This is a genomic window from Edwardsiella ictaluri ATCC 33202 (assembly GCF_000264785.1).
In the GTDB taxonomy this organism is placed as follows: domain Bacteria; phylum Pseudomonadota; class Gammaproteobacteria; order Enterobacterales; family Enterobacteriaceae; genus Edwardsiella; species Edwardsiella ictaluri.
Genome location: NZ_AFJI01000081.1, coordinates 125062 through 139293, shown reverse-complemented (window position 1 = coordinate 139293; position 14232 = coordinate 125062). Strand labels below are relative to the sequence as shown.

Below are 14232 nucleotides of genomic sequence, written 5' to 3'. Positions count from 1 at the left end.
GAAATATGATACCGTCATAGCACAATGACAAATCGTGTTTTCCGGTATGAAAAAAACCTCTCTGCTAGTGCTATTGTTGGGCTTACTGAGTATCACGACCTCCAGTCGGGCGCTGGATGAGATGCAGGCGGAAGATTTGGCTGACTTAACCGCTATTTTCGTCTATTTAAAAAATGATTGTGGCTACCACGACCTCCCCAATAATCAGATTAAGCGGGCGATCGTCTTCTTTGCCAGCCGCAACGGCTGGGATATGCGTAATTACAACACCAAGCAGATGAAAAGGCTGGGTGAGGAGAGTTACCATGATTTAAGCCGCATCGCCATACCGATAGAAACAAAATGCAAATACCTGGCCCGTGATTCGCTGGGACTGCTGACCTACGCTAACTGACCTCTCGTCGCCCCGTTATACGCGCCCTGCACGCCCGTCAGCGTGAAATCATTTCACCTCGCCGCCTGCGCCAGATAACATCAACATGTTACATTCAGCGCCGGCCTAACAGGGATGATAGCCATGAAACACCGGGCGACGTTATTGCGCGTGTTCGCCATTCTGCCGTGGAGCCAGAGCGTCGTCCTGCCACTGTTTCTTATAATAACCGCCCTGTGTCTGTGGCTGCTGACGCCGCCGCCTCCGTTGTGCATGACCCGAGCGGCGCTGGGATCAGGCGATGAAAAGGGGCAACGCCACGCTGGTCGTGGCCCTTTCTTACTTTACACCGCTGCTGTCCATTGCCATTGCCGTACTGTGGCTGGCAGCGCCGACACCGACCAAGCTGTGGCCCGGCGTACTACTGGTGGTGACGGGATCACTGCTGTGCTGGAGCCCCCGCCGCCGGACGGGCGCGACGACCCGCCGCGCTTAGTGCTGTTGAATAAAACTGCGGTAGCGCGTCAGCACCTGTAGAAAATCCTCCAGCCCGCACAGCGAGAGGCTCTCTTCATCGTAATAGCGCATACCGTCATCCAGCTCATCACTCTCCAGCGCCAGCTGGTTCGCGCGTACCATCACCTCTTCGCTGTCCAGCCACAGGGTGTACTCATGCCCCTCCAGCTGCCACTGCCGTTCGCTGCCCTTCAGCGCTGCGGCCTCCTGCTCGATACGCGACAGCAGCGCCAAATCTCCCTTGACCTCTTCATTAAGCCAGTGCCCGACGGCTTCATGTCCCATCGAAAACAACGCGATCACCTGGCCTCCAATATCATGGCGAAACTCATAATCCACAGCCAGCCCTCCCTCTCAGTCCCATCAGGGGACTCTTTTTCAGTGTAACTCAACGCCATGATGCGGCCTGAAATCCGGCTCGCAATCTGCAAAAAATAACGCGGAGACTGGGTCTCCGCGCTGTGTGGCGAGCGATTTCAGCAAAAAAGCCTCTGAGGGTCAATAGGGGTAGGATTCCCTGCCAGCTATGCACTCCCGGCGCCAATATTACGCTCCAGCCCCTGCGCCACATCCGATGGAATGCCCAGCGCCTGTGCCAGCGCATCCAGATAGCTGCGCTCCATAAAATGGTCGATATCGATGACCGTACAGCTCACAGCATAAATCTCCAGCGCCTCCTCCTCATCCTGCACCTCGCGGGACAGCAGATGTGGATCGAGGGGGCGCTCCAACGCCTGGCCCACCCAACCGCGTGCCTCATCGCCCAGCGCCAGCCGCGTCAGGGCATCGTTGATGGCCTGCTGCTCCCGATAATCAATGTGACCATCGCTTTTCGCGGCAAACACCAGCGCCTGCACCAGACGCCGCGCGCGCGCATCGGGCGGTGCGCTCTGCTGACCGTACTGCGGCTCATCGCGATGCGTCTCTCTCACCCGCTCGCGGTATTTGTTCCACAGCAGGGCACCGATCGCCGCGCCGCCACCAAGCAGCAGGGCATTCTTACCCAGCTTACCCGCCTGCTTGCGCACGGATTTATTCCCCAGCAACACCCCTGCCAGGCCACCGAGCGCCGCCGGTGCCAGCAGCTTGCTCAGCCCTTCGCCGCCGTTGCCGCGCTTAGCGTCACCCAGCAGCGACTGCAGTTGATCCATCCAGCCTTTTTTCATCTCCACACCCCAAAAATCAACCCAATATAATTAGATTACGGGGCTAAGCGTCAAGTTATGTCGATGTATTGCAATGCTATGTAACACCGGTAAAAAAAGGGGGAGCCCGCAAAGACAGACTCCCCCCGAGATCCCGACGAGGGGCGCTTATACCGCGGTCTGGAAGATCACCTGCCCGGCTTTCTCGGTGTACGGCATCAGGCGATTAAAGTTGAGATAACGGTAAGTGTCTGCCGCCGACTCCCCAACCTTTGCCATAAACTGCTGATACTGTGCGACATCCGGCAGCTGGCCCAATAAGGCTGACACTGCCGCCAGCTCGGCCGATGCCAGATAGACGTTGGCGCCGGTACCAAGGCGGTTCGGGAAATTACGTGTCGACGTCGATACTACCGTCACCCCGTCAGCGACCCGGGCCTGGTTACCCATGCATAGGGAGCAGCCGGGGATCTCAACGCGTGCCCCGCTCTTGCCGAACACGCTGTAGTACCCCTCCTCCGTCAGCTGCGCAGCATCCATTCGGGTCGGCGGCGCCACCCACAGCCGCGTCGGCAGCTGTCCCTGATGGCTGTCAAGCAGCTTACCGGCGGCGCGGAAGTGGCCAATATTGGTCATGCAGGAGCCAATAAAGACCTCATCGATCTTCGCCCCGGCCACCTGTGACAACAGGCGGGCATCGTCCGGATCGTTGGGGGCGCACAGAATAGGCTCTTTAATCGCGTCGAGATCGATCTCGATCACCGCGGCATACTCGGCGTCAGCGTCCGCCTCCAGCAGCTGCGGATCGGCCAGCCATTTCTCCATGGCGCGGATGCGCCGCTCCAGTGTGCGGCGATCGCCGTAGCCCTCGGCGATCATCCAGCGCAGCAGCACGATATTGGACTGCAGATACTCCACGATCGGCGCACGATCCAGCTTAATGGTGCAGCCAGCCGCCGAACGTTCCGCCGAGGCATCAGCCAGCTCAAAGGCCTGCTCAACCTTCAGCTGCGGCAGCCCTTCGATCTCCAGGATCCGTCCGGAGAAGATGTTCTTCTTACCCTGCTTCTCGACGGTCAGCAGCCCCTGTTGAATCGCGTGATAGGGGATGGCATGTACCAGATCGCGCAGGGTGATCCCCGGCTGCATCTGCCCTTTAAAACGCACCAGAACCGACTCCGGCATATCCAGCGGCATCACCCCGGTCGCAGCGGCGAACGCCACCAGGCCGGACCCCGCCGGGAACGAAATCCCGATAGGGAAGCGGGTATGGGAGTCACCGCCGGTGCCAACGGTATCCGGTAACAGCATCCGGTTCAGCCAGGAGTGGATAATGCCATCACCCGGACGCAGCGCCACCCCGCCCCGGTTCATAATAAAATCAGGCAGCGTATGGTGAGTCTGTACATCGATAGGCTTGGGATAGGCGGCCGTGTGGCAGAAGGACTGCATCACCAGATCGGCGGAAAAGCCCAAACAGGCCAGATCCTTCAGCTCATCACGCGTCATCGGGCCGGTGGTATCCTGCGAGCCGACGGAGGCCATCCGCGGTTCGCAATATTGACCAGGACGTACACCGGCTGCGCCGCAGGCGCGCCCCACCATTTTCTGTGCCAGGGTATATCCCTTTCCGCTGTCGTTGACCGCTTTGGGCTGGCGGAAGACATCGCTGGGCGGAAGATCCAGCGCCTCGCGCGCGCGCGCCGTCAGCGCCCGGCCAATGATCAGCGGAATACGCCCGCCGGCGCGCACTTCATCCAGCAACACCTCAGTTTTCAAGGTAAAGGTCGCCAGCGGGGCGCCGTCAGCATGGCGGCGGATCTCCCCCAGATAGGGGTAGATATCGATCGCCTCACCGGTCTGCAGCAGGCTGACGTCCACCTCGATCGGCAGTGCGCCGGCATCCTCCATGGTGTTAAAGAATATCGGCGCGATTTTACCGCCCAGCACGACGCCACCGGCCCGTTTGTTGGGAACGAAGGGAATGTCCTCCCCCATCAGCCACAGTACCGAGTTAGTCGCCGATTTACGCGAGGAACCGGTACCCACCACATCGCCGACGTAGGCCAGCGGGTATCCCTGCCCGGCCAGCGCCTGCATCTGACGAATCGGCCCTACGGCGCCAGGCTGATCCGGAGTGATGCCATCGCGCGGGTTCTTCAGCAGCGCCAGCGCGTGCAGCGGAATATCGGGGCGGGACCAAGCATCCTGCGCCGGAGACAGATCGTCAGTATTGGTTTCACCGCTGACCTTGAATACGGTTACCGTCAGCTTATCCGCCAGAGCCGGGCGGGACAGGAACCATTCGGCATCGGCCCAGGACTGCAGTACCTGGTGGGCAAACGGATTCCCGGCGCGTGCACGCTGCTCAACGTCATGGAAGCTGTCGAAGACCAGCAGAGTATGGGACAGCGCGCCGACGGCGATCGGCGCCAGCGCCGTGTTATCCAGCGCTTCAATCAGTGGGTGAATGTTATAACCACCCTGCATGGTTCCCAACAGCTCCAGCGCCTTGTCTGCGCTGACCAACGGCGAGTGGGCCTCGCCCTTCACCAGGGCAGCCAGGAAAGCCGCCTTCACATAGGCAGCCTCATCAACGCCCGGCGGTACCCGGTTGGTCAAGAGATCCAGCAGCAGGGCCTCCTCTCCCGCAGGCGGTGACTTCAGCAGCTCAACCAGCGCTGCCATCTGTGCCGCGTCCAGCGGCTTAGGAACCACACCCAGGGCCGCCCGCTCGGCGACGTGCTCACGGTATTCTTTTAGCACGACTCGACTCCTCGCTCTCATTGTCATTGTAGATACCGGGATGCCGATAGCGTGCCCTGCCCCATCGCCTGACCGCCTGTCGGATACCCGGATGGCCTTTTCAGCATATCAGCATTTAGCCATCGTGTTAAACGGTTTACAAAAAAGCAACATAAGCATATAAAATCACTTTCCATTGGCCAAAAACGTACAATAAATACACATGAATGACCTGTTTTGCATTTACCCCCGGCGATTTTTCTGTATCATGCCACGCTTTCTGCGGCCCGGGAGGTGACGATGCCATTAACAACCACTCACACCCGCTGCCTGACCCTGCTGCAAATCCTTTCCCTGATACTGGCCGTCGGCGCACTGTTTTATCTTATCGACGTCAGTCATAGCGAAAACGCGCTGGCTCTGGACAGCGGTCTGCATGGCCAGGAAATGCTGGCTCACGATGGCTTCCTGTGGGGAATGAACTATTTTCTCTGCTCATTGGGGCTGGGGATCTGCATACCGACCATCGCCTTTTTTATTGGCTTTCGGTATGACTGACGGCAGCGACTGGCAAAAAAAAACGGCTCCTGCAGTGGGGAGCCGTTTTTACTGGCGCTAACTCAGCGCGACGTTTTCTTCGCCTTCGCATTTGGCAGATCGGTGATGCTGCCTTCATAGACCTCGGCCGCCAGGCCAACGGACTCATGCAGCGTCGGATGCGCATGAATGGTCAGAGCAATATCCTCCGCGTCGCAACCCATCTCAATCGCCAGACCGATTTCACCGAGCAGCTCGCCGCCGTTGGTGCCGACAATCGCCCCACCGATAATGCGGTGGGACTCTTTATCGAAAATAAGCTTGGTCATGCCGTCGGCACAGTCAGAGGCGATGGCGCGCCCCGAGGCCGCCCATGGGAAGGTGGCGGTTTCGTAACTGATGCCTTTATCACGCGCCTCTTTCTCCGTCAGACCCACCCATGCGACCTCCGGCTCGGTATAGGCGATAGAGGGGATCACCTTCGGATCGAAGTAGTGCTTCATTCCGGCGATAACCTCTGCGGCAACGTGTCCCTCGTGAACCCCTTTGTGCGCCAGCATCGGCTGACCGACGATATCTCCGATGGCGAAAATGTGCGGCACATTGGTACGCAGCTGTTTATCCACGTGGATAAAACCGCGCTCATCCACCTCAACCCCGGCCAGCCCGGCGTCGATCAGCTTACCATTAGGCACGCGGCCGATGGCCACCAGCACGGCGTCATAGCGCTGCGCCTCTGCCGGGGCCTTCTTGCCTTCCATGGAAACATAGATCCCATCTTCACGGGCCTCCACGGCGGTGACCTTGGTCTCCAGCATCAGGTTAAAGCGTTTGCCTATGCGTTTGGTAAAGACTTTCACCACGTCCTTATCGGCGGCCGGGATCACCTGATCGAACATTTCAACCACATCGATCTCGGAGCCCAACGCATGATATACCGTCCCCATCTCCAGGCCGATAATCCCGCCGCCCATCACCAGCAGGCGCTGCGGCACGCTGTTCAGGGCCAGCGCGTCGGTTGAATCCCATACGCGCGGATCATCATGGGGGATAAACGGCAGCTGGATGGGACGGGAACCGGCTGCAATGATCGCATTATCAAAATGGATCACCGTCTGCTCCGCGTCCCCGTCAACCGTCAGGGTATTGGCCGAGGTAAACTTACCCAGCCCGTTGACCACCCGTACCTTACGGCCTTTGGCCATACCGGCCAGGCCGCCGGTCAGCTGACCGATCACCTTCTCTTTCCAGGTGCGGATCTTGTCAATGTCGGTCTTCGGCTCGCCGAACACGATACCGTGCTCCGCAAGCGCCTTGGCCTCTTCAATCACTTTAGCCACGTGCAACAGGGCTTTGGAGGGGATACAGCCGACGTTCAGGCACACCCCGCCCAGGGTGGAGTAACGCTCGACAATAACGGTCTCCAGCCCCAAATCCGCGCAGCGGAACGCCGCAGAATACCCTGCAGGGCCCGCCCCAAGTACCACGACCTGAGTTTTGATTTCAGTACTCATCATGACCTCTTTATTGTTTTTCCGGCGGCGTGGATGCACCGCTATGGCACCCAGACCGACCGTCCGCCGCCCCACGGGCTGACATCGCCGCGGCGCCGCGGCCTCCGCCGGGGCACCCGTCGCGCCCCACAGTTTACAGAAATGTTAATAATTCTGTAAAGGGATGATCCGTCGACGTCTGCCTCTGACGACATGGCTGACGCGAGCCAGCACCAGCCATGCCGCGTATTCAAGAAAAAGACCGGCGCATGAGCCGGCCCTCGGCTTACATCACCAGGCGGCGGATATCAGACATCACACTGTTGATGAAACTGATAAAGCGGGCGCCGTCGGCACCGTCGATAACCCGATGGTCATAGGAGAGCGCCAGCGGCAGCATCAGGCGCGGCGCAAACTCTTTCCCATTCCATACCGGCTTCATCGACGACTTGGATACCCCCAGGATCGCCACCTCCGGTGCGTTGACGATCGGCGTAAACGCCGTGCCGCCGATACCACCCAAGCTAGAGATGGTAAAGCAGCCGCCCTGCATGTCCGTGGCGGTCAGCTTGCCGGCACGCGCCTTGGCTGAGATTTCCGCCAGATCGCGCGACAGCTCGATGATGCCCTTCTTATTGACGTCGCGCAGCACCGGAACCACCAGGCCGTTCGGCGTATCGACCGCAACACCGATATTGATGTACTTCTTCAGCGTCAGACGCTGGGCATCCTCAGACAGGGAGCTGTTAAAGCGCGGCATCGCCTCCAGCGCCTTAGCCACCGCCTTGATGATAAACACCAGCGGGGTAATTTTAACCCCCAGCTTGCGCTTCTCGGACTCCACGTTCTGCTGTTTGCGGAACGCTTCCACCTCGGTAATATCGGTCTCGTCAAACTGGGTGACATGCGGGATCATCACCCAGTTGCGGTGCAGGTTGGCGCCGGAGATCTTCTGGATACGATCCAGCTCAACCTCTTCCACCTCGCCGAACTTGCTGAAGTCCACTTTCGGCCACGGCAGCAGACCCGGCAGGGCCCCTCCGGCAGCCACCGGTGCAGTTTCAGCACGCTTAATCAGCTCTTTGACATAAGCCTGTACGTCTTCACGCAGAATACGGCCTTTACGCCCACTGCCTTTTACCCTGGCCAGGTTAACACCAAACTCGCGCGCCAGACGGCGGATCACCGGCGTCGCATGCACATAGGCGGTGTTTTCGGTAAATTCGCTCTCCGCCTGTACCACCGCAGGCGCGGCAACCGGTGAGGCTGTCGGTGCACTTACCGGTAGCGCAGCCGCTGGCGCAGATGCCGACGGCACTGACGCGCTGCCCGCCACGCTGAAGGTCATGATCGGCGAACCGGTCTTCACCTTGTCGCCGGTGGCGATAGTGATGGATTGAACCACCCCGGAGAACGGCGCCGGAACCTCCATCGAGGCCTTATCGCCTTCGACGGTGATCAGCGACTGCTCAGCGCTGACGCTGTCGCCCACCTTAACCAGAATTTCGGTGACCTCAACCTCATCGCCACCGATATCCGGCACCTGAACATCACGCACCTGCGCAGCGGCGGCCGGAGCCGCTGCCGGCTGCACCTGAGCCGCCGGTTGGGCTGCGGCGGCATCTGCCGCCTCAAACTCCATGATCAGAGAACCGGTTGTGACCTTATCGCCCACCACAACCTTGATGGCGCGGATAATGCCGGCCTGCGGCGAGGGAACCTCCATTGAAGCCTTGTCGCCCTCAACGGTGATCAGCGACTGCTCCGCATCAACCCGGTCACCGACTTTCACCAGAATTTCAGTGACTTCTACTTCATCCGCACCGATGTCCGGTACCTTGATTGCAATTGCCATTATTCCGTACCTCTTATGCCAGACGCGGGTTTACTTTTTCCGGATCGATATTGAACTTGCCGATGGCGTCCGCCACCACGGAAGCAGCGATCTCCCCACGTTTTGCCAGTTCACCCAGTGCCGCCACGACCACGTAGGAGGCATCGACCTCAAAGTGGTGACGCAGGTTTTCACGGCTGTCGGAACGGCCAAAGCCATCGGTGCCCAGCACGCGGTAATCACTGGCCGGAACATAGGTACGTACCTGCTCGGCAAACAGCTTCATATAGTCGGTAGACGCCACGGCCGGCGCATCGTTCATCACCTGAGCGATATACGGTACGCGCGGGGTCTCCAGCGGATGCAGCATGTTCCAACGCTCGCAGTCCTGACCATCGCGCGCCAGCTCGGTGAAGGAGGTCACACTGTACACATTGCTGCCAACGCCATACTCTTCAGACAGGATACGCGCGGCCTCACGGACGTGGCGCAACATGGAACCGGAGCCCAGCAGCTGGACCTTGCCCTTGTCACCGGACAGGGTATCCAACGAGTAGATCCCACGGCGGATGCCCTCTTCTGCGCCCTGCGGCATCGCCGGCATATGGTAGTTTTCGTTCAGCGTGGTGATGTAGTAGTACACGTTCTCCTGCTTATCACCATACATGCGCTCCAGGCCGTCGTGCATGATCACGGCCACTTCATAGGCATAGGCCGGATCGTAGGAGATGCAGTTCGGGATAGTCAGGGATTGAATATGGCTGTGGCCATCTTCGTGCTGCAGACCTTCCCCATTCAGGGTGGTGCGCCCGGAGGTACCACCGATCAGGAAACCGCGCGCCTGCTGGTCGCCCGCCGCCCAGCACAGGTCGCCGATGCGCTGGAAGCCAAACATGGAGTAGTAGATGTAGAACGGGATCATCGGCAGATTGTTGGTGCTGTAAGAGGTGGCTGCCGCCAGCCAGGATGCCCCGGCACCCAGCTCGTTGATCCCTTCCTGTAGAATCTGCCCTTTCTCGTCCTCTTTGTAGTAGGCCACCTGCTCGCGATCCTGCGGGGTGTAGCGCTGGCCGTTCGGGCTATAAATCCCAATCTGACGGAACAGCCCTTCCATACCGAAGGTGCGCGCTTCGTCGGCGATGATCGGTACCAGGCGATCCTTGATGGATTTGTTCTTCAGCATCACGTTCAGCGCACGCACGAAGGCGATGGTGGTCGAAATCTCTTTGTTCTGCTCTTCCAGCAGAGCGGAGAAATCCGCCAACGCCGGCAGATCCAGACGCTCGCTGAAGGTCGGGCTACGGGTCGGGACATAGCCCTGCAGCGCGGTGCGGCGCTCATGCAGATAGCGCGCCTCTTCAGAATCGGCATCAAAGGTGACGTACGGCAGCTTCTCCAGATCGGCATCGGCCACCGGCACATTGAAGCGATCGCGGAAATGACGCACGCCATCCATGTTCATCTTCTTAACCTGGTGGGCGATGTTCTTGCCTTCGGCGGTGTCACCCATGCCATAGCCCTTGATGGTATGCACCAGGATCACCGTCGGCTGATCTTTGGTCTCTTCGGCTTTCTTAAAGGCAGCGTAGACTTTCTTCGGATCGTGGCCACCGCGATTCAGCGCCCAGATCTCATCGTCAGACATGTCCTTGACCAGCGCCGCGGTTTCCGGATAGCGGCCAAAGAAGTGTTCACGCACATAGGCACCATTCTTTGACTTGAAGGTCTGATAGTCACCGTCCAGGGTCTCATTCATCAACTGGATCAGCTTGCCGCTGGTATCTTTACGCAGCAGCGCATCCCAGCGAGAACCCCAAATCACCTTGATCACGTTCCATCCCGCACCGGCGAAGATACCTTCCAGTTCGTTGATGATCTTGCCATTCCCCGTCACCGGACCATCCAGACGCTGCAGGTTGCAGTTAATGACAAAGCACAGGTTGTCCAGCTTATCGCGGGTGGCGATGGTGATGGCACCCTTAGATTCCGGCTCATCCATCTCACCGTCGCCGAGGAAAGCGTAAACGCGCTGCGCCGCGGTATCCTTCAGACCGCGATGATTCAGGTACTTCAGGAACTTGGCCTGATAAATCGCCCCCAGCGGCCCCAAACCCATGGAGACGGTCGGGAACTGCCAGAACTCCGGCATCAACTTAGGATGCGGGTAAGAGGAGAGCCCCGTACCGTGAACCTCCTGACGGAAGTTATTCAGTTGCTCCTCGGTCAGACGTCCTTCCAGGAAGGCGCGAGCATAGATCCCCGGAGAGATATGCCCCTGGAAGTAGACCAGATCGCCGCCGTCCTTCTGGTTACGAGCGCGGAAGAAATGGTTAAAGCACACTTCGTAAACTGTAGCGGAAGACTGATAGGAGGCCATATGACCACCCAGCTCCAGATCTTTCTTCGACGCATGCAGGACAATCATCACCGCATTCCAACGCATGGCAATGCGGATACGACGCTCCAGATCCAGATTTCCCGGATAGGCCGGCTCATCTTCCAGAGCAATGGTATTCACGTAATTGTGGACCAACGCAGCGGAAGGCAGATTAACGCCGCCCTGACGGGCGGAATTCAGTACCTGATCGATCAGATACTGCGCACGCTCTACGCCTTCTTCACGGATGACCGATTCTATCGCCTGCAGCCAATCGCGGGTTTCGATCGGATCCACGTCATTGAATAAACGATCTGACATGGTGGTATTCCTTATCTGTCTAAATGGGTTGTCTGGAGCCTGTCTTCGTGCGCTCTGGTATCAAAACGCACGAAGACAGGCCCAATCGGTGAGTTGCCTAGTGTTAACATCGGCGCACACGCCCCGAAGGGCGACGTACGAACCAATTTTCAATCCTTACGCTGTTGGAGCAGCCGAAGCGAGCGCTCACGGCGGCTGTGCTCACGGCTCATCTCCAGCAAAATATCTTCAATAAAAGCCAGATGGCGGTATGATGCCTCACGCGCCCGCTCCGGCTCCCGGGCGATGATGGCCGCAAAGATACTGGCTCGGTGATCGCTGACCAGCGCCAGCATTTCGCGACGCGTATAGAGTAGCTCGAAATTCTGTTTTACGTTCTTCTCCAGCATCGGCGCCATGCAGCGTAGCAGATGGAGCAGCACCGCGTTATGAGCGGCTTCGGTCACCGTCACCTGATACTGCATCACCGCATCGGCCTCACCATCCAGATCACCTGCAGCCTGAGCGCTTTCAATCGCCAGATGGCACTCGCGCAGGCGAACGAAATCTTCATCGGTGCCGCGCAGCGCAGCATAATAGGCCGCAATCCCCTCCAGGGCATGGCGGGTTTCCAACAGATCGTATTGGGATTCCGGGTGGGCCGCGAGCAGCTCTGCCAGCGGGTCACTAAAGCTTTGCCAGAGGTTGGCCTGAACGAAGGTGCCCCCTCCCTGACGACGCAGCAGCAGACCTTTGGCTTCCAGGCGCTGAATGGCCTCACGCAGAGAGGGACGGGATACATCGAACTGCTTTGCCAGTTCGCGCTCCGGCAGCAGTTTTTCCCCGGGGCGCAGCGTTCCTTCCAGGATCAAATATTCCAACTGCTGTTCGATCGCATCCGATAGTTTGGGCTGGCGGATTTTGCTGTAGGCCATGTGACAATGTCTTCTCTGAACGTAGATGACGTTCTCATCGGAGAACTACAAAGTAAATTGGTATTACCAATTTCAAAAACATGACCTCAAAGTAACAAAATCTTCACCAGTTGTCCATATAACTATTGATGCAAATCATGAAATGACGCATTTGTTAACAACAAAAATCAATAAAACACCAGCGTGATAACCAAGTCACGGTATTAGTTTTTACCTTTTCGACATGGACTTTAACGCTTTATAAACGGCATTTCACGCTAGCTGAAGCGAGAAAGCCAACCACAATCAGCATTGATATAAATGAAAAGTGCATAAAAAATAATAAGACGACTCACTTCTCGCTGTGCTGCTCCTATGCCGCCCTAAACGAACGACACATAGAAATCGGATGCATTTTTTTTCGCATACCATTATTCTCAATGCGTTGGTAGATTATTTATGCATTTGAATATAACAGCTCGGTAAACATAATATTCCGGCTTCTGTATCGTTATTATTACAGCATGGCGCTGGCAGTATCCCTGAACAGAGCCGGATGAGGGTAAGAGATATGAGTGAGCAACACGGCGAGCAGTTACACCGTGGCCTGAAGAATCGCCACATACAGCTGATTGCCCTAGGCGGCGCCATCGGTACAGGGCTGTTTCTGGGGATCGCACAAACCATTAAGATGGCCGGGCCGTCGGTGCTGTTGGGTTACGCCATCGGTGGATTTATCGCTTTTCTGATTATGCGTCAACTGGGTGAAATGGTGGTCGAGGAGCCGGTGGCCGGTTCATTCAGCCACTTTGCCTATAAGTACTGGGGAGACTTTGCCGGTTTTGCCTCCGGTTGGAACTACTGGGTGCTGTATGTACTGGTCGCCATGGCCGAGCTGACGGCTGTGGGTATCTATGTACAGTACTGGTTTCCGGACATCCCGACCTGGGTATCCGCAGCGGTCTTCTTCCTGCTGATCAACGCAATCAACCTGGCCAATGTCAAAATTTACGGCGAGCTGGAGTTCTGGTTCGCCATCATCAAAGTGGTCGCCATCATCGGAATGATCCTCTTTGGCGGCTGGCTACTGTTCAGCGGGCACGGCGGCCCCGAGGCCTCCGTGAGTAACCTGTGGGATCAGGGCGGATTCTTCCCCAATGGCATCATGGGGCTGGTCATGGCAATGGCGGTGATCATGTTCTCTTTCGGCGGTCTGGAGCTGGTCGGAATCACCGCTGCGGAGGCCGACGATCCGCAGCGCAGCATCCCCAAGGCGACCAATCAGGTCATTTACCGCATTCTGATTTTCTACATCGGCTCTCTGGCGATCCTGCTCTCCCTCTACCCGTGGGGTAAGGTGGTCGAGGGCGGCAGCCCGTTTGTCATGATTTTTCATGCTCTGGACAGTAACCTGGTCGCCACCGTCCTCAATATCGTGGTGCTGACCGCGGCGCTGTCGGTCTACAACAGCTGCGTCTACTGCAACAGCCGTATGCTGTTCGGCTTGGCCCTGCAGGGGAATGGCCCGAAGGCGCTGCTCAAGGTGGACGGGCGCGGTGTCCCGGTGGTGGCGATCGGCCTCTCGGCGGCGGCCACCCTGCTATGCGTACTGATTAACTACCTGATGCCGGGCAAAGCCTTCGAGCTGTTAATGGCGCTGGTCGTCTCCGCGCTGGTGATCAACTGGGCGATGATCAGCATCGCGCATCTGCGCTTTCGGGCGCAGAAAAACCGCGAAGGCGTGGTTCCCCGTTTTCGCGCCTTCTGGTACCCGGCGGGTAACTATCTGTGCCTGCTGTTTATGGCCGCCATTCTGGTCATTATGCTCTTGACCCCAGAGATCCAGATTTCAGTACTGTTGATCCCGCTATGGCTGATCGTACTGGCCGTCGGCTATGCCCTTAAGCAGCGTACGCGGAAACACAGCGCACGACTCCCCGGCTAACGCACCACGCCACCCAATAAAAAAACCGGCGCTATCTCTCGCGCCGGTTTTTT

10 protein-coding genes and 1 pseudogene are annotated in these 14232 nt (G+C 58.0%); 4 read left to right on the top strand and 7 right to left on the bottom strand.

Annotated elements, in window-relative coordinates:
• The first annotated feature begins 46 nt into the window (after positions 1-46).
• Complete coding sequence (locus EIEH_RS12355) at positions 47-394, top strand: YacC family pilotin-like protein (RefSeq protein WP_035609739.1); 348 nt, start codon at positions 47-49, stop codon at positions 392-394.
• A 268-nt stretch (positions 395-662) separates the two neighbouring features.
• Positions 663-869 (top strand): annotated as a pseudogene (locus tag EIEH_RS12350) (EamA family transporter); the annotation flags it as partial.
• Here EIEH_RS12350 and EIEH_RS12345 read toward each other — a convergent pair.
• From EIEH_RS12345 to acnB, 3 genes are all read right to left on the bottom strand, one after another.
• Positions 866-1228 (bottom strand): YacL family protein, encoded by a 363-nt coding sequence (locus EIEH_RS12345; protein WP_015870179.1) that lies wholly within the window; start codon positions 1226-1228, stop codon positions 866-868. The pseudogene EIEH_RS12350 and the gene EIEH_RS12345 sit on opposite strands and share 4 nt — an antisense overlap.
• Positions 1229-1413: 185 nt before the next feature.
• On the bottom strand, positions 1414-2055 hold the full coding sequence (locus EIEH_RS12340; protein WP_015870178.1) for a tellurite resistance TerB family protein: 642 nt from the start codon (positions 2053-2055) through the stop codon (positions 1414-1416).
• Between the two features lie 147 nt (positions 2056-2202).
• Positions 2203-4800, bottom strand: coding sequence for a bifunctional aconitate hydratase 2/2-methylisocitrate dehydratase (gene acnB, locus EIEH_RS12335; RefSeq protein WP_015870177.1), 2598 nt, complete (start codon positions 4798-4800; stop codon positions 2203-2205).
• A 279-nt stretch (positions 4801-5079) separates the two neighbouring features.
• Here acnB and EIEH_RS12330 point away from each other — a divergent pair, with 279 nt between their 5' ends.
• The gene (locus tag EIEH_RS12330; RefSeq protein ID WP_015870175.1) at positions 5080-5337 is read left to right on the top strand and encodes a hypothetical protein; all 258 of its coding nucleotides are present in this window, start codon (positions 5080-5082) and stop codon (positions 5335-5337) included.
• Between the two features lie 62 nt (positions 5338-5399).
• Here EIEH_RS12330 and lpdA read toward each other — a convergent pair whose 3' ends face one another.
• From lpdA to pdhR, 4 genes are all read right to left on the bottom strand, one after another.
• Positions 5400-6830, bottom strand: coding sequence for a dihydrolipoyl dehydrogenase (gene lpdA / locus EIEH_RS12325; RefSeq protein ID WP_035609736.1), 1431 nt, complete (start codon positions 6828-6830; stop codon positions 5400-5402).
• Positions 6831-7095: 265 nt separating this feature from the next.
• A complete protein-coding gene (gene aceF / locus EIEH_RS12320) occupies positions 7096-8664 on the bottom strand; it encodes a pyruvate dehydrogenase complex dihydrolipoyllysine-residue acetyltransferase (protein WP_015870173.1) in 1569 nt (522 codons plus the stop codon).
• A gap of 13 nt (positions 8665-8677) precedes the next feature.
• Entirely contained in the window at positions 8678-11341 is a 2664-nt protein-coding gene (aceE, locus tag EIEH_RS12315; RefSeq protein ID WP_015870172.1) for a pyruvate dehydrogenase (acetyl-transferring), homodimeric type, read from the bottom strand.
• Between the two features lie 149 nt (positions 11342-11490).
• A complete protein-coding gene (gene pdhR / locus EIEH_RS12310) occupies positions 11491-12255 on the bottom strand; it encodes a pyruvate dehydrogenase complex transcriptional repressor PdhR (RefSeq protein ID WP_015870171.1) in 765 nt (254 codons plus the stop codon).
• A 550-nt stretch (positions 12256-12805) separates the two neighbouring features.
• Here pdhR and EIEH_RS12305 point away from each other — a divergent pair.
• The gene (locus EIEH_RS12305; protein ID WP_015870170.1) at positions 12806-14179 is read left to right on the top strand and encodes an amino acid permease; all 1374 of its coding nucleotides are present in this window, start codon (positions 12806-12808) and stop codon (positions 14177-14179) included.
• Positions 14180-14232 lie beyond the last annotated feature (53 nt).

Excerpts from the sequence above, each read along its gene's own strand:
- EIEH_RS12330 (WP_015870175.1), top strand. The coding sequence starts at position 5,080 with ATGCCATTAACAACCACTCACACCCGCTGCCTGACCCTGCTGCAAATC.
- EIEH_RS12355 (WP_035609739.1), top strand. The coding sequence starts at position 47 with ATGAAAAAAACCTCTCTGCTAGTGCTATTGTTGGGCTTACTGAGTATC.
- pdhR (WP_015870171.1), bottom strand. The coding sequence starts at position 12,255 with ATGGCCTACAGCAAAATCCGCCAGCCCAAACTATCGGATGCGATCGAA.
- aceE (WP_015870172.1), bottom strand. The coding sequence starts at position 11,341 with ATGTCAGATCGTTTATTCAATGACGTGGATCCGATCGAAACCCGCGAT.
- lpdA (WP_035609736.1), bottom strand. The coding sequence starts at position 6,830 with ATGAGTACTGAAATCAAAACTCAGGTCGTGGTACTTGGGGCGGGCCCT.
- EIEH_RS12340 (WP_015870178.1), bottom strand. The coding sequence starts at position 2,055 with ATGAAAAAAGGCTGGATGGATCAACTGCAGTCGCTGCTGGGTGACGCT.
- EIEH_RS12305 (WP_015870170.1), top strand. The coding sequence starts at position 12,806 with ATGAGTGAGCAACACGGCGAGCAGTTACACCGTGGCCTGAAGAATCGC.
- aceF (WP_015870173.1), bottom strand. The coding sequence starts at position 8,664 with ATGGCAATTGCAATCAAGGTACCGGACATCGGTGCGGATGAAGTAGAA.